At 31.3% G+C, this 26772-nt stretch carries 15 protein-coding genes; 14 read left to right on the top strand and 1 reads right to left on the bottom strand.

The window, feature by feature from the left end:
* The first annotated feature begins 32 nt into the window (after nt 1–32).
* The 14 genes from AC2D6T_RS10195 to AC2D6T_RS10130 all read left to right on the top strand — a co-directional run bounded on the left by AC2D6T_RS10195 (nt 33) and on the right by AC2D6T_RS10130 (nt 25987).
* On the top strand, nt 33–1469 hold the full coding sequence (locus tag AC2D6T_RS10195; protein WP_484681423.1) for a hypothetical protein: 1437 nt from the start codon (nt 33–35) through the stop codon (nt 1467–1469).
* Nucleotides 1470–1593: 124 nt separating this feature from the next.
* Nucleotides 1594–3153: a glycoside hydrolase gene (locus AC2D6T_RS10190; protein ID WP_484681422.1), complete on the top strand. Its 1560-nt coding sequence runs from the start codon at nt 1594–1596 to the stop codon at nt 3151–3153.
* Nucleotides 3154–3169: 16 nt separating this feature from the next.
* Nucleotides 3170–4765 (top strand): sulfatase, encoded by a 1596-nt coding sequence (locus AC2D6T_RS10185; RefSeq protein ID WP_484681421.1) that lies wholly within the window; start codon nt 3170–3172, stop codon nt 4763–4765.
* A 46-nt stretch (nt 4766–4811) separates the two neighbouring features.
* Nucleotides 4812–6215 (top strand): sugar porter family MFS transporter, encoded by a 1404-nt coding sequence (locus AC2D6T_RS10180; protein ID WP_347186297.1) that lies wholly within the window; start codon nt 4812–4814, stop codon nt 6213–6215.
* The gene (locus AC2D6T_RS10175) at nt 6215–6955 is read left to right on the top strand and encodes an SGNH/GDSL hydrolase family protein (protein WP_484681420.1); all 741 of its coding nucleotides are present in this window, start codon (nt 6215–6217) and stop codon (nt 6953–6955) included. The genes AC2D6T_RS10180 and AC2D6T_RS10175 overlap by 1 nt, the downstream gene beginning before the upstream one ends.
* A 24-nt stretch (nt 6956–6979) precedes the next feature.
* On the top strand, nt 6980–9820 hold the full coding sequence (locus AC2D6T_RS10170) for a sugar-binding domain-containing protein (protein ID WP_484681419.1): 2841 nt from the start codon (nt 6980–6982) through the stop codon (nt 9818–9820).
* A 34-nt stretch (nt 9821–9854) separates the two neighbouring features.
* Nucleotides 9855–13154 carry a DUF5107 domain-containing protein gene (locus AC2D6T_RS10165; protein WP_484681418.1) on the top strand — a complete coding sequence of 1100 codons (3300 nt, stop codon included), beginning with the start codon at nt 9855–9857 and terminating at the stop codon, nt 13152–13154.
* Nucleotides 13155–13168: 14 nt separating this feature from the next.
* Nucleotides 13169–14680 (top strand): sulfatase family protein, encoded by a 1512-nt coding sequence (locus AC2D6T_RS10160; protein ID WP_484681417.1) that lies wholly within the window; start codon nt 13169–13171, stop codon nt 14678–14680.
* 6 nt (nt 14681–14686) lie between these two features.
* Nucleotides 14687–16570 (top strand): sulfatase family protein, encoded by a 1884-nt coding sequence (locus AC2D6T_RS10155; protein WP_347186292.1) that lies wholly within the window; start codon nt 14687–14689, stop codon nt 16568–16570.
* Nucleotides 16571–16597: 27 nt separating this feature from the next.
* Nucleotides 16598–19387 (top strand): glycoside hydrolase family 2 protein, encoded by a 2790-nt coding sequence (locus AC2D6T_RS10150; protein ID WP_484681416.1) that lies wholly within the window; start codon nt 16598–16600, stop codon nt 19385–19387.
* A 26-nt stretch (nt 19388–19413) separates the two neighbouring features.
* A complete protein-coding gene (locus AC2D6T_RS10145) occupies nt 19414–20298 on the top strand; it encodes a glycoside hydrolase family 16 protein (RefSeq protein WP_484681415.1) in 885 nt (294 codons plus the stop codon).
* A 104-nt stretch (nt 20299–20402) separates the two neighbouring features.
* Nucleotides 20403–21251, top strand: coding sequence for a T9SS type A sorting domain-containing protein (locus AC2D6T_RS10140; RefSeq protein WP_484681414.1), 849 nt, complete (start codon nt 20403–20405; stop codon nt 21249–21251).
* A 109-nt stretch (nt 21252–21360) separates the two neighbouring features.
* The gene (lacZ, locus tag AC2D6T_RS10135; protein ID WP_484681413.1) at nt 21361–24564 is read left to right on the top strand and encodes a beta-galactosidase, LacZ type; all 3204 of its coding nucleotides are present in this window, start codon (nt 21361–21363) and stop codon (nt 24562–24564) included.
* Between the two features lie 22 nt (nt 24565–24586).
* Entirely contained in the window at nt 24587–25987 is a 1401-nt protein-coding gene (locus AC2D6T_RS10130; RefSeq protein ID WP_347186847.1) for a sulfatase-like hydrolase/transferase, read from the top strand.
* An 82-nt stretch (nt 25988–26069) separates the two neighbouring features.
* Here AC2D6T_RS10130 and AC2D6T_RS10125 read toward each other — a convergent pair whose 3' ends face one another.
* Nucleotides 26070–26771, bottom strand: a complete 702-nt coding sequence (locus tag AC2D6T_RS10125; RefSeq protein WP_484681412.1) for a hypothetical protein — start codon at nt 26769–26771, stop codon at nt 26070–26072.
* Nucleotide 26772: the final 1 nt, after the last annotated feature.

Below are 26772 nucleotides of genomic sequence, written 5' to 3'. Positions count from 1 at the left end.
AAAAAAATTAATTAAAATAAAATTAGTACAACATGAAAAAGCATATCGAATTGAGATCTTTTTTTTTAGTTATAATATTTGGTCTTTTTGTTTTCGCTTGTTCAAGTGAGGGAGGTACAGATCCCAACGATCCTATTTTTGATGATATTGGTGATGAAGGTGGTGTTTCAGGTGATATAGCTTTTGATATAACACTTAAAGTTGATGCAACTGATGGTGTAAATATAAATCCAGATATATTTGGAGTAAATAATGATTGGAGAAGAGTGCCGAATACGGGTTTTTCTACTTTTACAAATACGCTTGAAGATATGGGGTTAAATTCTAAAGTTTTTAGATTTCCTGGTGGTTGGGAGTCAGAATTTTATGCTTGGACAAGTAATACAACTCCAAATTGGAAAGACGCTCCAGCAGAACCTGGGGCATCTGTATCTGCATTAAAAGAGAACTTTAATAACTACAGTATAGTAATACCTACTGTAGATGCTATGAATACAAATCCTGGTTCTTCTCAATGGAACAATGCAATACAAAAGTTAGAACAAGTTGCAGAAAATGCAATTGTAGCATCAGGTATTGATAATGGTATTGTAGAGATTGGTAATGAGTGGTGGTTACAATGGGCAGGAGGTGTTTCTAGAGCTCAGAAGTTAGATAAATATGTAAAAATTGCTATGGAAATAGCAGAGAATTTAGATGAAAAATTCCCAAATCACACCTTTAAACTTTTAGTGAATGGTGATTATACTTTTCCTGATGAGTTTACAACGATGAAGCAGAAATTTACAAAAGCATACGATGTTATTGATGGTGTGGCTTTACATACTTATACAGGTTATACAACAAATACACACAATATAAAAGACTTAGAAAAAAGAATAATAGATTGTGCTAATAACTTCAACTCTAACAAAAATTTCAAGTATTTGTCAGAGTGGATGCCTTCTAGAGACTATAATGAAAGATCGCTTTATATGGAGGTAGCTAATATTATTCCAGATATAATTCATATTTACGCAAGGTCAGGTTCAGAAGCAGCAGCTTATTGGCCTCCAGTAAATACTCCTGTTCCAGGTTTAGGTTTAACTAATTGGAATTTTTCTAAAATTTTCCCAACAGGTCAAATTTTAGGTGAAATGGCAAGTGAATATAAAGGTAAGGCATTAAAAACAACATCTAATACATTTCATATTGCAGCAGCTTTACAAGATGCAAGCACTATGGTTTTATATGTTACAGGAGCTAGAGAAAGTAGTAAAAAAGTTGGAGTCAAAGTAGATGGATTTACCATAACTTCTATAGAAAGTGTTCATCGTTTTGTTCCTTTTGATTATAATGATACAGCCAAAGCAGAGCCATATATAACAGAAGTAGCTTCTGCAAAATTATCTTCAAATAATGAAGTAGTTTTTGATATTAATAAAGAAGGGTTACATCAAATATATAAGATTATTTTAAAGGGTAATTAATTCCTGATTCAAGTGTTTTTGTCCATATTTATACTCTAGCTGTCTATTTTTTTAATTGATTTTTTGTTAATTTTATTTATGAAATAGGGTGGTAAATTAGGTTTTTGTTAATTTTTTACAATAAATGAATAAGAGTAGTATTTTATATGTTTTTATAATTTTTATATTTCTAATAAATTGTGAGTCTAAAGCTCAACAACAAGTTTCAAAAATAAATATTAATTCGAAAGAAATATATCAAACAATTGAAGGTTTTGGTGCGTCTGATGCATGGAGATGTCAATTTGTTGGTAAAAATTGGCCTGAACAAAAAAGAAAAAAAATAGCCAAGTTACTTTTTAGTCAAGAAGTTGACAAACAAGGAAACCCAGAAGGAATTGGATTATCAATTTGGAGATTTTATATAGGTGCAGGAACAACCGAACAAAAAGATAGTTCTCATATAGAAAATGAATGGAGAAGAAGTGAATCTTTTTTAAATCCTAAAGGAAATTATGATTGGACAAAACAGAAAGGGCAACAATGGTTTTTAAATTCGGCTAAAAAATATGGAGTAGATCAATTTTTAGCATTTTCTATTTCAGCTCTTGTTCAATGGACAAAAAACGGAAAAGGTTTTAATGGCGATAATAAAGATGGAGAGATAAATTTAAAACCAGAGAATTTTGATGATTACGCTCAGTTTATGGTTGAGTTTTTAAAACACTTTAAATCTAAAGGAATTGCTTTTGATTATTTAAGTCCAATTAATGAACCTCAGTGGGATTGGGAAAAAAAATCACAAGAAGGTACACCAGCAACAAACGCTAATATTTTAAAAATCTCAAAATTGTTGAATGATAAGTTTAAAGAAAATAGCTTACAAACCAAAATTGTAATTGGTGAATCAGCAGATTTGCGATGGTTGTATTCAGATTTTGGAAAGCCAGAAAGAGGTAACCAAATAAAATATTTTTTCAATACCAAAAATAAAATTGAAAGTTTAAAAAAAACAATTTCAGGGCACAGTTACTTTACAACATGGCCTGTAGATAGTTTACTCTCAATAAGAAAAAAGCTAAATAATAAATTACAAAAACATAATTTAGGTTATTGGCAAAGCGAATTTTGTATATTAGAAAATACAGATGATATTGGAGGAGGTTCAAAGCGAGATTTAGGAATTAATACGGCACTATATGTTGCTCGTGTAATACATGCAGATTTAACAATTGCAAATGCAAGTTCTTGGCAATGGTGGACAGCTTTAACCAATGCAGATTATAAAGATGGTTTAATTTATTTAGATACTGGAGATAATAAAGATTTATTCAATTTAAATAAAATGAAATCTGATGGAGATTTTCATGACTCAAAACTATTATGGGCTTTTGGTAACTTTTCTAGGTTTGTAAGGCCAAAAATGAAAAGAGTAAAAATTGATTTAAATGAACATAAAACACTCAAAGAAAAATATAAAGATTTTATGATTTCTGCTTATATAGATCAAGAAACTTCAAAGTTGGTAATTGTAGCCATTAATTATGGTAAAACAAATAAAACTATTGATTTTTCAGACTATAAAATAAATGCTAAGTATCAAACGTCTAAAGATAAAAATTTAGAATACCATAAAGTAACAAACCAAATAATAACATTAAAAGGACGTACAGTTAATACTCTTATTGGCAGTATATCTAACTAAATAAACAAAGTAATATATGAAACGTAATAGTAATTATTTTGAATTAGTTTTTAGTCTTTGTTTTGCAGTCATATGTATAAGTAGCTGCAAAGACAAAGATGTTGTAAAGAAAAAACCAAATATTGTCTTTATTCTTGCTGATGATTTAGGAGCTCATGATTTAAGTTATTCAGGTAGTAATTATTATGAAACTCCAAATATTGATGCTATTGCAAATGATGGTGTACAGTTTACTCAAGGTTATGCCGCTTGTCAAGTTTGTAGTCCTTCTAGAGCTAGTCTTTTGTTAGGACAATATACGGCTCGTCATGGAGTAACAGACTGGATTGGTGCAGCAACTGGAAAAAAATGGGGAGATTATTACAATACTAAAGTAATGCCACCTGAATACGCTCATGCATTACCAGAAGAGAGTATTACAATTGCGGAAGCTTTAAAACAAAACGGATATAAAACTTTTTTTGCAGGAAAATGGCATATAGGTGATGAACCTTATTCACCAGAGAATAATGGATTTGATATTAATATTGGTGGATGGGAAGTTGGTGGGCCAAAAGGAGGATATTATGCTCCTTGGAGAAACCCAAAATTAGATTATAAATACGAAGGAGAGAATTTAACTAAGCGATTGGCTTTAGAAACTGCAGATTTTATTTCAACTAATAAAGATGAACCATTTTTTGCTTTCTTGTCCTTTTACGCTGTTCATGGTCCTATTCAAACGACCCAAGAAAAATGGAGTAAATATAGAAATAAAGCAGAAGCTCAAGGTATACCTGAGTCTGGTTTTGAAATGGAGGCAAGATTACCTATCAGAAATGTACAAGATAATCCTATTTACGCAGGTTTAGTAGAATCTATGGATGATGCTGTAGGTGTTGTTTTAAAAAGATTAAAAGAATTAGGAATTGATGATAATACAATAATAGTCTTTACTTCTGATAATGGAGGAGTTGCTAGTGGAGATGCATTTTCTACGACTAATTTCCCATTAAGAGGAGGGAAAGGATATCAATGGGAGGGTGGTATTAGAGAGCCTTATTTGATTAAAGCACCAATGTTAAAAAATACACCTAAGTCTGTAGATTATCCTGTTTCAGGTATCGATTTTTATCCAACACTTTTAGACTTAGTTGGTGCAAAGAAAGATCCTAATCAGATTATAGATGGAGTAAGTTTAGTGCCATTATTAAAAGGGAAACCTTTAGATACAAGACCTCTATTTTGGCATTATCCTCACTATGGTAACCAAGGAGGAGACCCTGTAAGTATCATTAGAAAAAAAGAGTATAAATTGATTCATTATTGGGAAGATGGGCATGATGAGTTATATAATTTATCAAATGATTCAGGAGAGAAAAATGATATTTCTAAAAAAGAAGAAGTAATTGCTAAAAGTTTAAGAGTAGAATTAGATACATATTTAAAAAATATGAATGCTAAAATACCTGAAGTTTATGCCGATTATGATGCAACTAAAGCAGCTAAAAAACAAGAGGAAAGAAGAACGAAAATGTTACAACGCTTAGAAAAACAGCGTAAGAACTTTTTGAGTAAAGATTTTGATCCTAAGAATAACTGGTATGACAGTAGCTTAAATACAAAAGATTAACTTTTTTGATAAAGGATAAAAAACAATAAACAATCAAACTAAAATTATGTCTAACACAAAATTTAATTTTACCTACCTACTTTTTTTAGCACTAGTATCTGCTATGGGTGGTTTTCTCTTCGGATACGATTGGGTAGTTATAGGTGGTGCAAAACCATTTTATGAACTCTTTTTTAACATCGGTTCTCAACCAACATTACAGGGTTGGGCAATGAGTAGTGCTTTAATAGGCTGTATTTTCGGAGCTGTAATCTCTGGTTTTGTAGCAGATAAATTTGGTAGAAAACAACCTTTAATTTTAGCTGCAGCTTTGTTTACTTTATCTGCATTTGGTACAGGTTATGTAAATGAATTTACTCCCTTTATAATTTATCGTCTTATAGGCGGTTTAGGTATTGGCTTAGCGTCTACTTTATCGCCAATGTATATTGCAGAAATAGCACCAGCAAAATATAGAGGGCAATTTGTAGCAATTAATCAATTAACACTAGTAATAGGAATTTTAGCTGCTCAGGTTGCTAACCTTTTTATTGCAGAAGCTATACCAGATGGTTTTTCGCCTGAAATGATTTTAGGTTCGTGGAACGGTCAAACCGGATGGCGTTGGATGTTTTGGGCAGAATTGATTCCTGCAGTTTTATTTTTTGGTTTGTTGTTTATTGTACCTAAAAGCCCAAGATTTTTAGTAAAAATAAACAATAATGATACTGCCAAATTGGTTTTATCTAAAATAGGTGGAACTAGTTATGCAGAAGAAGAGTTAGCTAATATTAAGCAAACACTTCAAGAAGGAAGTACTTCAAAAATTAGTTTTTCTGATTTTAAAAGTCCAAAGATTAAACCGATTCTAGTTATAGGTGTTGTTTTGGCAATATTCCAACAATGGTGTGGTATCAATATCATATTTAATTATGCAGAAGAAATCTTTACAGCAGCAGGTTACAGCGTAGGAGATATGCTTTTTAATATTGTAATTACGGGTAGTGTAAACTTAATATTTACGTTAGTTGCAATGCGAACTGTAGATAGTTGGGGGCGAAGAAAGTTAATGTTATTAGGCTCTATTGGATTAGGTGTTGTTTATATTATTTTAGGGGGGGCTTACTATATGGAGTTTACAGGATTGCCTGTATTACTTTTAGTGATTACTGCTATCGCTATTTATTCGATGTCTCTAGCACCAATTACCTGGGTAGTATTATCAGAAATTTTCCCAAATAAAATACGAGGTGTAGCAATGTCTATCGCAACATTCTCTCTTTGGGTAGCGTCATTTATATTAACCTTTACTTTTCCAATTTTAAATGATGCTTTAGGAGCCTCAGGAACGTTTTGGGTTTATGGATTTATCTGTATTGCAGGGTTTTTATTCATAAAAAATAAATTACCAGAAACAAAAGGAAAAAGTTTAGAAGAAATTGAATTAGAACTTACTAAAGACAAAGAATAATGAGTGAAATATTAAAAAAACACATAATTCTGAGTTGTATCTTTTTAATAAGTTTCAATATTGCTTGTGCTCAACAACATCATTTTACTTCAAAAAAAGGTATTACAACTTCTTACTTAGCTTCACTTAAACAAGAATTAAAAGTAAAATGGCCAAAAAATAGAACTATTAATTTAGTCTTTCATGGGCATTCTGTTCCTACTGGATACACTACTAGAGGTGTTTTAGATCGCTCAAATTCTTATCCATATAGAACTTTAAAAAAAGTAAATGATTTTTATCCGTACTCTGTTGTAAATACCATTACAACTTCAATAGGTGGAGAGCATGCAGAACAAGGTGCAAAACGTTTTAAAGATGAGGTTTTAAATCATAGACCAGATGTACTCTTTATCGATTATGGATTAAACGATAGAAGTATTGGTTTAGAAAGAGCAAAAAAAGCTTGGGAGCAAATGATAAAAGAGGCATTAGCTTATGGTACAAAAGTTATTTTAATAACTCCAACACCAGATTTAAAAGAAGACATTGCTAAAGAAGACACGCCTTTGGCAAAACATAGCCAACAAATTAGAGCATTAGCTAAAAAGTACAATGTTGGTTTAGTAGATAGCTATGCACTATTTAAAGCTTTATCAGAAATTCAGCCTTTAAAAGGGTATATGTCTCAAAACAACCATATCAATCAAAAGGGTCATCAGTTTGTGGCTGATGCTATTTTTGAATATTTTAAATTATAAAAGTAAATCAAGAAATCTAAATAAATGAAGTTTCCTAAACATAAATATATTTTAACTATTTGCTTGTCAATATTAGCATTAACAGCTTGTGTAGACCATCAGCAAAAAGAAATAGATTTATCAGGTAAATGGAGTTTTAAGATAGATTCTACAGATGTGGGTGAAACTGAATATTGGTTTACAAAACAATTGGATGAAGTTATTCAATTGCCAGGTTCAATGGCAGAAAACGGTAAAGGAAATGATATTACTGTTAACACAAATTGGACAGGTAATATGTGGAATGACAGTTTGTGGTATAAAGATCCTAAAATGGCAAAATACCGAAAAGAAGGGAATGTAAAAGTGCCTTTTTGGTTAACGCCAGTTAAAGATTATAAAGGGGCTGCTTGGTATCAAAAAACAATAACTATTCCAGAGAATTGGAAAAATAAAAAAATTAACCTTCATTTAGAACGTGTACATTGGGAGTCTACAGTTTGGGTAGATAACAAAAAAGTAGGTATGCAGAATACCTTGGCTACTTCACATGATTATAATTTAGGAGATACTTTAAGCCCTGGAGAACATACTATCTCTATTCGTGTTGATAACAGGATAAAAGATATTGATGTTGGTAAAGATGCGCATAGTATTTCTGATAACACCCAAACAAATTGGAATGGTATTGTTGGAAATATCCAGCTAAAAGCTTCTACAAAAGTAGCACTAGGTCTGGTTAAATTATATCCAAATATTTCTAATAAAACTGTAAAGATTGTTGCTAAAATAGAAAATTATGTTGGTGATGTTAAACCAGAATTAAGTATTAAAGTACAAGAAAAAGGAAATAAAGAAAATATTTTAGAAGAGGTTGTAAGTGATATTCAGTTAGGTTCAAATAATGAGGTTGTTGTAAATTTTAGCATGGGTATGAATCCTAAGCTATGGGATGAATTTAATCCGAATCTTTATGAAATGCAACTCACTTTAAAATTTAAAGAAGGTATTGATAAAAAGCGTATTAATTTTGGAATGCGAGAGTTTAAAGCAGATGGAACCATTTTCAAAATTAATGAACGTCCAATTTATTTAAGAGGAACTTTAGAATGTGCTATTTTTCCTAAAACAGGATATCCACCTACAGATATAGAATCTTGGAAACGTATTTTTAAGATTATACAAGCACACGGTTTAAACCACATGCGTTTTCATTCTTGGTGTCCTCCAGAAGCTGCTTTTGATGCAGCAGATGAAATGGGCGTTTATATTCAAGCAGAAGCCTCTGCATGGTTAGCAAATTTAGGAGATGGAAACCCGGTTGATACATGGTTGTATAAAGAAGGAGAAGCTATCATAAATGCTTACGGTAATCATCCGTCGTTTGTTATGATGACCTATGGGAACGAACCAAGTGGCAAGCATCACAAAGAATATTTAACAAAATACGTAAATCACTTTAAGAATTTTGATAACAGACGTTTATACACAAGTGGTACTGGTTATCCGTATCTAGATAATATGGATTATTATAATCATAGAGGCCCTAGAATTCAAGGTTGGAACGAAAACTTAAAAAGTATAATTAACGCCAAACTCCCTCAAACAGAGTTTGATTGGAGCAAGTTTATAGATAAAACACCAATGCCTTATGTAAGTCATGAAATGGGTCAATGGTGTGTATATCCAAATTTTAAAGAAATGGATAAGTATACAGGTGTATTAAAACCTAAAAACTTTGAAATTTTTAAAGAAACTTTAGAAGAAAATGGTATGCTGCATTTGGCAGATGAATATTTAAAAGCATCAGGTAAATTACAAACGCTGTGTTATAAAGCAGATATAGAAGCAGCTTTAAGAACTAAAGGAATGGCTGGTTTTCAATTACTAGATTTACACGATTTTCCTGGTCAAGGAACAGCTTTGGTAGGGGTTTTAGATGCTTTTTGGGATGAAAAAGGATATGTAACGCCAGAAGAATTTAAACAATTTAGTGGTACTACAGTTCCGTTAGCGCGTTTAGAAAAAAGAACTTTTAAAAATACAGAAACGCTATCTGCAACAATCGAAATTGCTCATTTCGGAGAAAAAACATTGCAGAATGTAACTCCAAAATGGACATTCACAAATACTGATGGGAGTATTTTTTCTGAGGGAGAATTAAAAACAACTAACATTCCGTTAGGAAATGGAATTCAATTAGGTCTAGTAAATCAATCTTTTAAAAAAATTAATAAAGCTCAAAAATTAACGTTAAGTATCTCTGTTAATGAGTTTAAAAATAGTTGGGATGTTTGGGTGTATCCTAATGAAAAACCATCAATAAAAACTACAAAAAATTATATAGTAACCAGTAAGTTAGATAACAAAACATTAGCTTATTTAAATAACGGTGGAAATGTTTTATTGAACATAACCAAAGGAGACATTACTCCAGAATATGGAGGAGATATAGGAATCGGGTTTTCAAGTATTTTTTGGAATACTTCATGGACTAACGACCAAAAACCACATACACTAGGTATTTTATGTAATCCTGAGCATCCAGCGTTAGCACATTTCCCAACAGAATACCATTCAAACTGGCAATGGTGGGATGCTGTGAGCCATTCAAACGTAATTATTTTTAACGAAATTCCAGAATTAAATCCAATTGTTAGAGTTATAGACGATTGGTTTAAAAACAGAAAAACAGCACTTCTTTTAGAAGCAAAAGTGGGTAAAGGTAGGCTATTGTTTTCTGGTATAGATTTACATACAAATTTAAAAGAACGATTAGAAGCACAACAATTATTGTATAGTTTAGAAAACTATATGGTTAGTGATGCTTTTAACCCAAAAGTAAATATTACAAACAACCAACTAAAAAGAATATTAAAAAATTAATACTCATTTTATTAGTATTTAAAAACATCGAAATATGAAAACTGTAAAAGCCTGGGAAGAAAAAGTTATCATTCCTACTTATGAAGTTGGAACACCAGAAAAATATCCTGTTTTTTTAGAAAAACGTGTATATCAAGCGAGTAGTGGAGCAGTTTATCCACATCCTGTAATCGAAAAAATTAGTGACACTAAAGTAGATAAAGAATGGGATGCTATTTTTATAGAAAATGATTATATAAAATTAATGATTTTACCTGCTTTAGGAGGAAGAATTCAAAGGGCTTATGATAAGGTTCGTAAACGTGATTTTGTGTATTACAATCATGTTATAAAACCAGCACTTGTGGGTTTAACTGGTCCTTGGATTTCTGGAGGAATAGAATTTAACTGGCCACAACATCATAGACCAAGTACTTACGACCCAACAGATTTTTATATAGAAGAAAATGAGGATGGAAGTAAAACTATTTGGGTAAGTGAATTAGAACGTATGTTTCGTACTAAAGGTATGGCAGGTTTTACATTGCACCCAGACAAAGCTTTCATAGAAATTAAAGCACATTTGTATAATAGAACGCCACATCCGCAAACTTTTTTATGGTGGGCAAATCCTGCTGTAGCAGTTAACGATCACTATCAATCTGTATTTCCACCAGATGTAAATGCCGTTTTTGATCATGGAAAACGTGATGTTTCTGAATTCCCAATTGCAAAAGGAGAATACTACAAAGTAGATTACGCACCAGGAACAGATATTTCTAGATATAAGAATATTCCTGTGCCAACAAGTTATATGGCAATTACCTCAAAATATGATTTTGTAGGTGGTTACGAAAATGATTCAAAAGGAGGATTATTACACGTAGCAGACAATAATGTTTCACCAGGTAAAAAACAGTGGACTTGGGGTAATGGAGAATTTGGAAAAGCATGGGATCGAAATTTAACAGATGCAGATGGACCATATATTGAATTAATGTGTGGTGTGTACACAGACAATCAGCCAGATTTCTCTTGGATGCATCCTTACGAAGAGAAAAGCTTTAAGCAGTATTTTATGCCTTATTATAATGTTGGTGTAGTAAAAAATGCAACCAAAGAGGCTTTAGTAAACCTAGAAATGGTTGATGGTAAAGCTTTAGTAAAAGTTCATGTTACGTCTACCTATAGTAATAGTGTCATTACTTTAAAAGCTAATGAAAAAGTATTACATGAAGAAGTTTTAAACCTTTCTCCAGAGCTAGGTTTTGAGCAATATATAGAAATTGGAAGTCATACTTTTGATGATTTACAAATTTCAGTAAATGATGCTGCTGGAAAAGTATTGGTTTCATGGGAACCAGATAAAGATTTATCAGAAGAAATTCCTGAACCTGCAAAAGCAGCAAAAGACCCTAAAGATATAGATACTGTAGAAGGTTTATATTTAAGAGGTTTACATTTAGAGCAGTACAGGCACGCTACATTTAATGCTACAAATTACTATGAAGAAGCACTAAGAAGAGCACCAAAAGATGTGCGTTGTAATAATGCAATGGGGCTTTGGTATATGCGCAAAGGGCAGTTAGAAAAATCTATCAAATATTTTAATACGGCTATTGAAACGTTAACAAGTCATAATCCAAACCCTTATGATGGAGAGCCTTACTTTAATAAAGGGTTGGCTTTAAATTTCTTAGGAAAAAAAGAAGAAGCTTACGCAAGTTTCTTTAAAGCGTGTTGGAATGCACAATGGCAAGATGCAGGTTATTTTAATTTGGCTCAAATAGATTGTTCTAAAGGTGATTTAGAAAAAGCGTTAGACCTTGTAGGTAGAGCATTAATTAAAAACTGGCACAATCATAAAGCAAGACATTTAAAAGTTGTTATTTTAAGAAAACAAGGTAAACTAGAAGCTGCTAGTAAATTAATAGAAGAATCTTTAGCTATAGATAAATTTAATTTTGGGGTTTTATACGAACGTTATATTTTATCAAACAAACAAGAAGATTTAGAAGTTCTTAAACATATTTTAAGAAATAATGCTCATAATTATATTGAGTTTTCTCTAGATTATGCTTCGGCAGGTCAGTTTGATGAAGCTATTACTTTATTAAAAGTGCATACAGGAGAAAATTTCAATGTTTATCCTATGGTATACTACTTTATGGGATGGTTTTACGATCAAAAAGGAGATCATACAAATGCATTAGAAGCTTACAAAAAAGCACCTCAAATGTCAGATAAATATTGTTTCCCAAATAAAATAGAAGAAGTTTTAGCGTTACAAGCTGCTTGTAAAGCGAACCCATCTGATGCCAAAGCATTTTATTATGTAGGTAACTTTTGGTATGCAAATAGACAATATAAGGAAGCACAAGAATGTTGGGAAACATCCGTGAAGTTAGATGACCGCTTTGCTATTATTCATCGTAATCTGGCATTATTGTATTACAATAAAACCAATCAAAAAGAATTGGCAGTAAAACATTTAGAAACCGCTTTTGAGCTAGATAATACAGATGCTAGATTGTTAATGGAGTTGGATCAACTGTATAAGAAAATAAATATTTCTATAGACAAGCGTTTATCTCTTTTAGAACAATATATAGATTTAACCAATTCTAGAGACGATTTATATTTAGAGCGAATTTCATTATACAACCTAAAAGGTGACTTCGAAAAAGCTAAAGAATTGATAGAAAACCGCCAGTTTCATCCTTGGGAAGGAGGAGAAGGTAAAGTGCCATTTCAATATTTAACTTGTTATACAGAACTAGCTAAGAAAAACATCAACCTTAAGAATTTTGATTATGCAATAGAGTTGTTAACTGCAGCAAAAACATATCCTCATAATTTAGGAGAAGGTAAATTACATGGTACAGTTGAAAATGATATTGACTATTGGTTAGGTTGTGCATATGAAGGTTTAGGGAATGTTGAGAAAGCTAAGGAATTTTTTGAATTAGCATCAGAAGGCTTAAGTGATCCAAGTCCTGCAATATTTTATAATGATCAACAACCAGATAAGATTTTCTATCAAGGGTTGGCATTACAAAAATTAGGAAAATCTAAAAAAGCAAAAAAGAGATTTGAAAATCTTTTAAATTATGGTATAAATCACATGAATGATGATGTAAAGTTAGATTACTTTGCTATTTCACTACCAGATTTATTAATATGGGAAGAAGATTTAAATATTATCAATAAAATTCATTGTAACTACTTAATTGGTCTTGGTCAGTTAGGAAAAGGTAATGATGCTGAAGCTATTGAAGCTTTTGATAAAGTAAAACATACGAACTTATCTCATATACCAGCAAATATTCATGCACAATTGGTTGGTGTTTCATAATATTACTAAACTTCATGAACTTTAAATATGTAATGTATTACAGTATTATTTTCTTCCTTACGGGAGTAAATAGTACTGTTTTTTCTCAAGAGGATAAACCCAATATTGTCATCATTTATGTAGATGATTTAGGTTTTGGTGATATTGGAGTAAATGGTGCAATTGGGGTAAAAACACCTTATATAGATACTTTAGCAAAAAATGGACTAAACCATACTGACGCACACTGTTCTGCTGCAACTTGTACACCATCTCGTTACTCATTATTAACGGGTAGTTATGCATTTAGAAATAATGCGGCTATTTTAGAGGGTGATGCTCCTTTAATAATTGACACTAAAAAGGAGACGTTACCAAAAATGTTACAAAAAGCAGGATATACAACAGGCGTAGTTGGTAAATGGCACTTAGGTTTGGGTAAAGGAAAAATAGACTGGAACAAGCGTATTCCTTTAGGTCCAAAAGAAGTTGGTTTTGATTATAGTTTTTTAATTCCTGCAACTGGAGATAGAGTTCCTACTGTATTTTTGGAAAATCAAGAAGTTGTTGGTTTAGATATTAATGATCCAATAACTGTAAGTTATGGTACAAGAATTGAAGGCTACCCTTGGGGGTTTAAACATCCAGAATTATTAAAACAACATACAGATCCTTATCATCAAGGAGCTGTAATTAATGGAATTAGTAGAATTGGTTATATGAAAGGCGGAAAAGATGCGCTTTGGGTTGATGAAGATATCCCTTTTGTGCTTTCTGAAACTGCTAATAGTTTTATAGAAGATAATAAAGAAAATCCGTTCTTTTTGTATTTTTCTTTACACGATATTCATCAACCAAGAATAGCTAATATTAAGTTTGTAGAAAGCAGTACTATGGGACCTCGTGGAGACGTTATTGCGCAAATGGATTGGTGTGTAGGTCAAATTACAGAAAGTCTAAAAAAACAAAACCTTTTAGAAAATACGTTAATCATTTTTACAAGTGATAACGGACCAATTTTAGATGACGGATATGTAGATTACGCTAGAGAATTAGTTGGTAATCATAAACCAGGAGGCGTTTATAGAGGTAGTAAATATTCTGTTTATGAGGCAGGAACAAGAATGCCAACAATAGTGCATTGGCCAAAAGAAGTAAAACCAGGCACAAGTTCTGCGTTGCTATCTCAAGTAGATTTGTATAAATCTCTGGCTTGTTTAGTAAAGCAAGATGTTGAAAAAGGTGCTGCACCAGATAGTCAAGATTTTTTAAAATCGTGGTTAGGAAAATCGAATAAAGGGCGTAAATTTTTATTAGAAGAAGCATATACTTACGGTTTAAGAAAGGGAAAGTGGAAATACATACAACCTAAAAAGAAACCTGTACCTAATTGGATTGTACAAAAATTTGTAGATCCTGGATTTAGAGATGAAGTGCAATTATTTAATTTGCATGAAGATCCATCAGAAAAAAATAATATAGCTTTAAATTATCCAGAAGTTGTTGCTAAAATGAAGGCAAAATTAAGTGAAATTTTAGGAGAATAAACTGTTATGAAATACTTATTCTACATATTATGCTGTTTAACAATTTTATCTTGTAAATCTAAAGATAAACCAAATGTTCTATGGATAACCATTGAGGACACCTCTCCACAATTTATGGGTTGTTATGGCAATGAAAATGCTAGTACACCTGTAATCGATAAATTGGCAAAAGAAGGTGTTCGTTTCACCAATGCATTTTCAACAGGTACAGTATGTTCAGCAAGTAGATCTACCATAATTACAGGAGCTAGAACTTTTAGAACAGGTACAGGGCACCAAAGAAGTCAATATCCAATTCCAAATTATATAAAAGGATTTTCTTATTATTTAAAACAACTAGGATATTATACTACTAATAATTCAAAAACAGATTATAATATTGCTAACGAAAGAGAATTCATAAAAGAAGCTTGGGACGAAAGTTCTAATAAGGCAACTTGGAAAGATAGACAAGAAGGGCAACCTTTTTTTTCAGTATTTAATTTTGCTGAGTCACATCAATCAAGAACCATGTCTTGGTCTTTTAAGCAATATGTAAAGCATGTTTGGAATTATCTACCAGAAGAAGATAGAATAGCCGATAATGCTTTTGAAATGCCTCCTTTTTATAATGACACTCCAGAAATGCGTAAGCAATTTGCAAGAGTTTATAATTCTATTAAATTAACTGATAATAGAATTGGTGAATTACTACAAAAGCTAAAGGATGATGGCTTAAAAGATGATACTATTATTTTCTTTTATGGAGATCATGGAGAAGGAATTCCAAGAGGAAAAACTAATGGAATAAATTTAGGATATAGAGTACCATTTATAGTTTGGTTTCCAGAAAAATACAAGCATTTATCACCTTGGAAAACAGGAGGAATTTCTGAAGAACTTTTTAGTTTTGAAGATTTAGGACCAAGTATGATAGATTTATTAGGAGGAGAACCTCCAGAATATATGAAGGGTAAATCTTTTTTTAAAGTTAATTCAAAATTAAAGAATGAGTTGTTATTGCTTTCTACAGATCGAGTAGATAATGGCTTAGATTTAGTAAGAAGTGTAACAGATGGCAAGTATATTTATTCAAGAAACTATATGCCATTTATACCAGAAGTGCGTTATATCAATTATTTAGAAATAGCAGATATAACCAAACACATGCGAAAAGACTTAAAAGACGGTAAACTTAATGCATTACAGTCTGGTATTTTTAATGAACGGCCATACGAAGTATTATATGATATTGAAAATGATATTTGGGAAACCAATAATTTAGCTGGTAATCCAAAGTATAAGTCTATTGTTGATAATATGAGGCAATTTATGGATGCTGAGCTTTTAAAGGCGAAAGACATCATGTTTATGCCAGAATATGAAATGGCTAAAATTTCAGAAAAACAAACACCTTACGAATACCGTTTAAAAACATCCGAATATAATTTTGATGAGATTTACAAAGTAGCATCTTTGTCTGGTAAAAAAGGAAAAGATATTACTAAAGCTCAAATAGCCTACTTAAAACATAAAAATGCTATGGTACGTTATTGGGCAAGCATTGGATTAATGTCTCAAGACAAAGCTTCTTTACAATCTTATCAAAAGCAATTAAATAAATCGCTTTTAGATAATTACCCTCCAGTTTCTATAACGATTTCTGCTTTATTATATCAAAAATTTGATAAAAATAATAAAGCAATACAAGTTTTAAACAAATATTGTAAGAGTAGCAATCAAGATTGGCAGTTATCCTTAATGAGTATAAATTATATGCTTTATTTTAAAGATAGAAAACCATTTGAAATAGCAGTTTTAGAGCTATTAGAAAGACCTAATCTTAAAGGGCATGTTAAGAGTTCGTGCCATGATTTTATCAATAGTCAAAAAATAAAAAACACGATTTAAGCAGTACATAAAAAAACTGAAAAACATATGAGAAAAATACTCCACATTACAATTATAATAGCGCTTTTAATTTTAAGTTCTTGTACTTCCAAGATTCATAAGATAGATATTTCTGGTCAATGGCAAGTAAAGCTAGATTCAACAAATATTGGTAATTCACAAGGTTGGGCCAACAATAAATTTAAAGGAACTTCTATAAACTTACCAAACACTTTAGATGGTGCAGAAATTGGAACACCAGATACGCTAAAGCCTGCTATTAACAATTATGTAATGTCTAATTTAACCAGAAAGTATCAATATATTGGTAAAGCATGGTATCAAAAAGAAATAGAAATTCCAACTTCTTGGAAAGATAAAAATATTCAATTAGGTTTAGAACGTATCATTTGGGAATCATCAGTTTATATAGATGGTAAATTGATAGGAAGCGCAAATAGTCTTGTTAGTAGTCACAATTATAACCTAACCAATAACCTAACTCCAGGAAAACATTTGCTTACAATTTGTATAGACAATTCTAATAAGTTTCCACTGATTAATGTTGCAGGAACAATGTATCCAGTTAAGGTTAATCAAGATATGGCTCATGCTTACACTAATCATACGCAAATAAAATGGAATGGTATTTTAGGCGATATGGAGTTAGTTGCTCACGATAAAGACGAACCAGAAAACATTCAAATCTACCCAAATGCAGCGCTTAATAAATTGAAATTAACATTTACGCAACCTAGTCAAGTTGGAGAGTCTGTAAGCCTAATAATAAAATCTACTGATGGTGTTGAGGTGTATAACAATAAAGTGAAGACCTCTAAAACTGAAGGAAATGAGTTTGTATTAGAAATAAATAAACCTAACGATTTAGAGTTATGGGACGAATTTAATCCTAAATTATATGATGTTGAGGTAGTTACCAATACAGGTACAACTAGTGCTAGATTTGGTTATAAGTATGTGAGCAGTAAGGGTGGAGATTTGTTATTAAATGATAAGCGAATTTTCTTAAGAGGAAATTTAGAATGTGTAATTTTTCCATTAACAGGACATCCCCCAACAAAAAAAGAAGAATGGGCTACATTGATAAAGCAAGCTAAAGATTATGGATTAAATCACTTACGTTTTCATTCATGGTGTCCACCAAAAACTGCATTTGAAGCTGCAGATGAAGCAGGGTTTTATGTGCAAGTAGAATTGCCTCATTGGAGTTTAAAAGTTGGTGAAGACAAAAAAACAACCAAGTTTTTAAAACAAGAAGCAGATAAAATAATTAAAGATTACGGAAATCATCCATCGTTTATTTTTATGGCTTTAGGTAATGAGTTACAAGGAGACATCAGTGTTTTAAATGATATGGTTGCGGATTTAAAACCTAAAGATAATAGACATTTGTATGCAACTACTGCATTTTCATTTCAACAACCAACTGGTACAAGACCAGAAAAAGAAGATGAGTTTTTTATTGCACAATGGACAGATAAAGGATGGATTAGAGGTCAAGGTATTTTTAATGCAAAAGCACCTCACTTTAATGCAGATTACACATCAGGAGCAGGTCATATAAATGTACCTTTAGTATCCCATGAAATAGGACAATATTCTGTATACCCTGATATGAGTGAAATCGAAAAATATACAGGGGTATTAAAACCGTTAAATTTTATTGCTGTAAAAAATGATTTAGAGAAAAAAGGACTTATCGATTTAGCTCCTGATTTTACGTATGCTTCAGGAAAATTAGCAGCATTATTATACAAAGAAGAAATAGAACGCGCATTAAAAACACCAAGTTTTGATGGTTTTCAATTATTACAATTGCAAGATTTTCCAGGTCAAGGTACAGCTTTAGTTGGTTTGTTAAATGCATTTTGGGAATCTAAAGGTGTAATTTCTGCAGAAGAATTTAGTCAATTTAATAGTGAGTTAGTTCCGCTAATTCGATTTGAAAAAGCAGTTTATGAAAATGGAGAAACATTTGAAGCTTCTATAGAAATTGCTAATTTTTATAAAGAGTTAAAAAATAAAACTATAGATTGGGTTATTACTGATGAAGCAAAAAATGTAGTAAAAAAAGGATCTTTAACAGATGTAAACTTAATGATAGGCAACAATACCGATTTAGGTAAAATTGTCCATACTATTAAAATTAATCAGGCTAAAAAATTAACCATAACACTTAGTGTAAACAATACGAAATATAAGAATAGTTGGAATATTTGGGTGTATCCTAAAAATATTTCTACTACAGATGATGATATAGTTTTTACAGCATCTATAGCAGTAGCCGAAAAAGCATTGCAAAAAGGGAAAAAGGTATTTTTAAACCCAAACCCAAAATCATTAAAAGGAATTACAGGTCGTTTTGTTCCTGTATTTTGGAGTCCTGTTCACTTTCCAAATCAACCAGCAACAATGGGAGTATTGTTAGATGAAAAACATCCAGCATTTAATAAATTCCCAACAGATTCTTATAGTAACTGGCAATGGTGGGATTTATGTATCAACTCAAAATCTTTAATAGTAGATTCAATTAACACAAAACCATTGGTTAGAGTAATCGATAATTTTGTAACCAATCACCACTTAACCAATTTATTCGAAGCTAAAGTTGGTAAAGGTCAATTGGTGTTTTCATCTATAGACTTAACTTCAAATTTAAATAAAAGACCTGTTGCTAGACAGTTAAAACATAGTGTTGTCAATTACATGAAAAGCAGCTCTTTTAATCCTTCAAACTCAATAAATATAGAAGATATAAAGTCTTTAAAATTAAGGGGGAAACAATCTAATTTCTCTGCAAAAGATATTTATCAATAATAATATATCACCTAAAAAAATTAAAAATGTACATCAAATTTAATATTCAAAGCAGTCAGTTTTTATTTAGTCTTATTTTATTCGCATTTGTGTTTGTTTCCTGTTCAGAGGGTAATTCTACATCACCTGATGACGAACAATTTAATGATTTAGATGATGATACAGTTGCAGCCGCAAAACCATTGCTTAATTCAGAAAATACAAGCAATTGGATTTTAATGTTCGAAGATAATTTTGATAAATTCGAACCTACTAAATGGACCAAAAATAACTCTGCAAAAAGTAGAGCAGCTCGTCCAGGAGTTGGTATCAATCAATGGTTTTGGAAACCAGAAAATGTAAGTTATAAAGAGGGAAACTTAGTTCTTAAAAGCGAAAAAGTAGCTAATGATGTACTGCATTGTGGAGGTGTTTTTACAAATAATTTATTCGAATTTAAATACGGTTATATAGAAGCTAAAATAAAAATTGCAGAAACTTTTTTTGGCACTCATACCGCTCTTTGGTTGCAAGGAGATAATATGGGGAATATAGATGGTACAGGTAATGACGGCGCAGAAATAGATGTTTTTGAATCTGCTTGGATTGGTGATTACACAAAAAGTGTAGTGCATATAGATGGCTATGGACAAAGCCATAAAGCAAATACAAGACGTTATGAAACTCCTGGTCTTCACTCTGGTTACCATACTTTTGGGTTACTTTGGAACGAAGATAAGTTAGAGGTTTATTATGATGGGCAATTTAAAACACGCTATCAAGGTATATGGGTTCCGCAAGTTGAAGAATTCTTATGGTTATCTACAGGTGCAAGTTTTGGAGGCGCTGCAAATACTAATTTTTCAGAAAGAAATATAGGAGAGTTTACAGAAGCTAAAGTAGATTATATTAGAGTTTGGAAAATGAATTAAAAGCAATGAAAGTGTTTTTGTCTATGTTTTGAAGATATTAATCCATTTAAGTTTTAATAAAATCGACTAGTTTTATACAAATAATTTTAACTAAATACTTTATTATGAAACTAAAAATTACTTATTTATTCATTTTATTAATTGGTTCAACAAACTTAATGTTTGGGCAGACTATGATTAATGACTTTGAAAGTGGAACAACAGAGGATGCACTAACAAATGTTGGTGGTGGTATTACCGCCGAAATTGTAGATAACCCCAATGCTAGTGGAGATAATACCACAGCAAAAGTTTTAAAAATTGGTAGAAACGATACACAGTGGTGGATTTTTGCAGGTATCGATGTTGGAGATATTGCTATTTCAGATGCAGAAACAAAGTTTTTGAGTTTTATGGTTTATGGACCAAAAACTGATTTAGCAATGCGATTTAATGCCACAGCTGATGATAATAACGGAACTAATGGAGGTATTATAAGACCTGCAACTTTACATTCTGGAGAAGCTCAATGGGAACAAATTGTAATTCCAATTGTCGATAGTCAAACAGCTACAAGTTTTACAGGTAGTACACTTTTTAAATTAGTATTTCACCCAGATATAGCTGATGGAACTATCGTTGAAGGAGGTCAGATACTAAATGATTCAGACTCTTTTTTGTATATAGATCAAATGCAAATTTTAGATAGTAATCCATTAAGTATATCAAACTTTGAGTTGAATAATAATATCTCTTTATCTCCTAATCCTGCAAGCAACATTTTTAAAATAAATACTTTTAACAATACTATTATAAAAGAGATTTCTATTTATAATATTTTAGGTAAAAAAGTAAATGCTCTTAACATTGGTGTAAATCAGTTTGATATTTCTTCTTTATCTACAGGAATGTATATGGTAAAAATTAAAGATAGTAAAGGGAGTATAGCTTCTAAAAAACTATTTGTAAAATAAATATTGTTTACTAACTATCTATTTTATTAGATAAAGTTTAACTAGAAAAACAGACGTATTTATATGTCTGTTTTTTTATTTTTTAATTCACGATTATAATGTTCATGTCATGAAGTTTTTCTTAAGAATATTCTTGTTCGCCTTTTTAATGATCTCTTGTAAACAACAAATAAAATTAAGGCCTAAATATACCGCGAAATTGTGGGAGAATCCAGAATGGGAAAATCCAGAAATATTTCAAATAAATAGAGAATCTCCAAAAGCTACTTTTCATAATTACGACAATTTAGATAATGCAATTCTTGGTAAAGACTGGAAATCATCTTCAAATTATAAGTTATTAAACGGCACTTGGAATTTTTATTACTCAGATAGTGTTCAAGGCAGACCAGAAAATTTTTACAAAGAAGATTTCAATTTAGATGGTTGGGATACCATTTCAGTACCTTCTAACTGGGAGATGAAAGGGTTTGGATTGCCTATTTATACAAATGTTGTTTATGTTTTTCCCAAAAACCCACCATTTATTCCTCATAATATAAATAATGTAGGAAGTTATAAACGTGATTTTGAAATCCCCACGAAGTGGAAAAATAAAGATATTTATTTGCATTTTGCTGGTGTAAGTGGAGCCATGTACGTATATATAAATGGAAAAAAAGTAGGTTACTCAGAAGGCAGTAAAACCCCAGCTGAGTTTAATATTAGTAAATATATTAAGTCAGGAAAAAATCAGATTGCAGTACAGGTTTTACGTTGGTCTGACGCGAGTTATATAGAAGATCAAGATTTTTGGAGATTAAGTGGTATAGAAAGAGATGTGTATTTAAGAGCAGACCACCCAATAGCAATTAATGATTTTAAAGTAGGTAGTGATTTGGTAAACAATTATAAAGATGGTGTATTTAGTATAGATATAGAACTTAAAAACACAAAACAGTCTATTGAAAAAAGAAAATTAGAGGTTACACTTCTAGACGATGATAAAAACCAGATTTTTTCTAAAACTAAAACAGTTAATATTTCAAAAACTAAATCAAACATAACCTTTAAAGAAAATATCAAAAATGTAAAACCTTGGACAGGAGAGACTCCCAACTTATATACAGCAGTTTTGTCATTAAGTAATCTTGATGGGGTGCTTTTACAAACTACTTCAGTAAAAGTAGGTTTTAGAAATATAAAAATTAAGAATAGCCAATTTTTAGTAAACGGAAAACCTGTTTTAATCAAGGGAGTTAACCTTCACGATCATGACGAAACTACAGGGCATGTGGTAGATGAAGCATTAACCATTAAGGATCTTAGGTTAATGAAACAGAATAATGTAAATGCCATTCGCTGTAGCCACTATCCTAAAAACGCATTTTTTTACGACTTGTGTGATATATATGGTTTTTATATAATTGATGAAGCCAATATAGAAACCCATGGAATGGGGACAACTAACCAAGGTTTAGACAAAAAACCTGAGATAAAAAAAATACATCCAGCTTATAGAGAAGATTGGAAAGCCGCTCATTTAGATAGAACAATTCGTATGTTTGAGCGTGATAAAAATCATCCTTCAATTGTTACTTGGTCTTTAGGTAATGAGGCAGGAAATGGAGATAACTTTTTTGCAACTTATCATTGGTTGAAAGAAAATGATGCAACACGTCCTACTCAATACGAAGGCGCAACTAAATATGAGAATACAGACATTCAAGCACCAATGTACGATCGTATTCCTCAATTGATTAAATACGCAGAAAACAACCCAAAACGACCTCTAATTTTATGTGAATATTCTCATGCTATGGGAAATAGTTTGGGGAATTTTAAAGATTATTGGGACGTTATTCGAAAATATGATGTGTTACAAGGAGGTTTTATTTGGGATTGGGTAGACCAAGGTCTTTTAACTGAAACAGAAGACGGACAAAAATATTGGGGTTATGGAGGTGATTTTAAAGCTGCTCACTTGCAACATGATGCTAATTTTTGTTTAAACGGAATTGTAAATCCAGACAGAACACCACACCCTGGTTTAGAAGAATTGAAAAAAGTATATCAAAACATTCAATTTTCGGATGTTAACTTTAAGACGGGTCAGGTAAAAATTTTTAATGAATATTTCTTTACCAATTTAATTAACTTTAAAATAGATTGGGAGCTTTTTAAAGAAGGCGAAAAAGTAACCTCTGGAAGTTTAGGAGTTTTAGATATAGCTCCTCAAAAATCAAAAATAGTACAATTAAATTTACCTGAATTAGAAGATAAAAAGCATGAATACCAACTTAATTTTTTAGCAACTACCCATAAAAATTTACCATTACTTTCTAAGGGATTTCATCTAGCAAAAGCGCAATTTGTAACAGGTACTTTTATACCTAATTTCAAAGAAAATTCTACAGAGCATTTAATGCTTTCTTCCACTGAAAACGAAGTTGTTTTAAAATCAGAAAATTTTACAGCTAGTTTTAATAAGAAAACAGGAGCACTATCAAAGTTAGATTACGGAAACGGAAATATTATCCAAAAAGGAATATCTACTAATTTTTGGAGAGCAACCACAGATAACGATTACGGATTCAACATGCTTAAACATTTTTGTGTTTGGAAAAAAGCTACTGAAAAGCAAGAGTTAACCTCTATGCTTTTAAATGATGAGAAATCGACACTTGATTTATTATTCGCAGATAAAATTAGTTTTAATGGAAATACTGTACATCTAGAAATGACTTATAAACTGCCTGAAGACATTGCAGCAATAAAGATGGAGTATGTAATTGATGCATCTGGGCAAATAACAATTAAAAGCGCTTTACAAAACCTAAAAAAAGCGTTGCCTAATTTACCTCGTTTTGGAACTAACTTTATTGTAAATAAAGACTTAAATCAAGTAAATTGGTATGGTAGAGGACCTTTAGAAAATTATCAAGATAGAAAAACATCGCAATTTGTTGGTAATTATAAAGCTTCTGTTTCAGAATTGTATTTTCCATATATCAGGCCTCAAGAAAATGGCTATAGAACTGATGTGCGTTGGGTAACATTTACAAATAGATTAGGACAAGGTATTAAAGTGTTAGGTCCAGAAAATATTGGTTTTAGTGCGCATCATCAATACAATTCAGATTTTGATGCTGGCGAAACCAAACAACAACGCCATACTATAGATATTAAAAAAAGAGACTTTGTAAATATTAATATAGATAATGAACAAATGGGTGTTGGAGGAGACACAAGTTGGTGGACAAGGCCTTTAGAGCAATACCAAATTAAAGCAAAAAATCAATCGTTTTCTTACAGTATCATTCCCATTCAATAGTTATGGCTAATTATTTTTATAAATGAATCGTTTTTTCTCATTATTTCTTTTCTCACTCATTGTTAGCTTTGGATGTAAATCAAAATTAGAGACTCCAAAAGACAAGTTACCTAACGTAATCATTATTTTAGTTGATGATGCTGGTTATGTAGATTTTGGTTTTATGGGAAGTAAAGATTTACAAACGCCTCATATTGATGACTTAGCTAAAAGTGGTGTAATTTTTACTGATGCGCATGTTAGTGCTACTGTTTGTGCACCTTCAAGAGCAGGTTTAATCACAGGAAAATATCAACAGCGTTTTGGTTTTGAAGCCAATGGAACAGGAGGAATTGGTTTAAGTGATGACGTAACCACCATTGCAGATGTATTCCAAAACAATGGTTACAATACCTATGCTTTAGGAAAATGGCATTTAGGAGAAGAAACTTCCGATCATCCAAACCAAAGAGGGTTCGATGAGTTTTATGGATTTCTAGCGGGAAGTCGTTCTTATTTCTCATTAGAAAATCCATCAAAAGAAAAAATGCTACAACACAATGGAAAACGTGTAGTTTTTGATGGCTATATGACTGATGTTTTAGGAGACCAGTCTGTTCAATTTGTTGCAGATTCAAAAGAGAAACCATTTTTCATGTACTTGTCTTACAATGCGGTTCACACTCCAATGCATGCTAAAAAAGAAGATTTAGAAAAATTTATAAATCATCCAAGACAAAAGTTAGCAGCCATGACTTGGAATTTAGATAAGAACATAGGTAAACTTTTAGAAAAACTTGAAGAACTAGGTAAAAGAGAAAACACATTAATTTATTTTTTAAGTGATAATGGAGGGGCTCATAATAATCAATCTTCTACAGGAGTTCTAAAAGGGTGGAAAGGAAATAAATTTGAAGGTGGTCATAGAGTTCCATTTGTAATCAGTTGGCCAAAAATGGTTAATGGAAATCAAAAATTTGAAGGATTATCATCTTCATTAGATATTTTTACTACCTCTTTAAGTGCTACTAAAATTAATAAACCCAAAATATTACAATTAGATGGCAAAAATTTGTTGCCTTATGTAAAAGGCGAAAAAAAAGGCAATCCACATGAAACATTGTTTTGGAGAAAATTGGAAGAATCTGCTGTTAGAAAGGGTAATTTTAAAATGATTAATTTACAGAACTATGGAGTTGTAATGTATAATTTAAACAAAGATTTAGGTGAAATAAATGATATTTCTAAACAAAATAAATCTCAGTTAGATAGTATGTTTCTTTCTTATCATATTTGGCAACAAGAAATGAAAACTCCACTTTGGATAGAAGGAAAAGATTGGATGAATGTTACTTATCATATTCATCAAAAGCTTATGCAAAATAAGATTCCAGAATACAAAGATATTTGGAGTCCTGCTTTTAAGAAAAAAAAATATAAATAATTCAACATGAAAAACACCCTTACTTCAGTCTGAAATGACAAGTAAGGATGTTTAGTTAACAAAAAATCCAAATAATAAAAATCTAAAAACTATTTACTTTAAAATTCCATATAGGTCCATTGGTCTCCGCACCTTTATCATCTTTAACGGTTACTTGCCAGTAATAAGTGGTTTGAGGAGTATCAGCAGTTACTTGTAAAGTTGTTTGTTCTGTATCCTCTAGCATTAAGGTAAGAGCATTTTTATCTTTACCAAAATACATATCATATTTTAAAGGATCTTTATCTACATCAGAAGCTGTCCATTGCAGATCTATAGTATTTACTCCGTCAAAATTTTGTCCAACAAAAGGAGTAGCATTATCAGGAGAAAAAGGTAAGTTGTTACTGTTGGGGATTTCTTCTGTGTAGAATTGAGAAGTAGGAGAATAATCACTTTCTATACCTTTACTACTTTTTGCTTTTACTCTCCAGTAATAAGCAACTCCTTTCTCGAGTGTTACAATTTTTGACAAAGAAGTTTGTATTTCAGATGTAATTATAGTAGAGAATTGATTGTCTGTTGCGATTTCAAAGATATACACTACAGAACTTCCATCATCATTTGTTGATGTATTCCATTTAAACTCAAGAGTATTATCTATACACAATTGATTTTGAGCAGGATATACTAAAGAAGGAGCAGAAGGAATACTATCTGTACTTTGACTTAAACCACCGTCGTCACTTTTAGAACATGATGAATATATAATGCTACAAATAAAAATATATAATAGTTTTCTCATA

The organism is Polaribacter sp. YIW18 (assembly GCF_057219325.1).
This window is presented reverse-complemented; position numbering and strand designations above follow the sequence as displayed.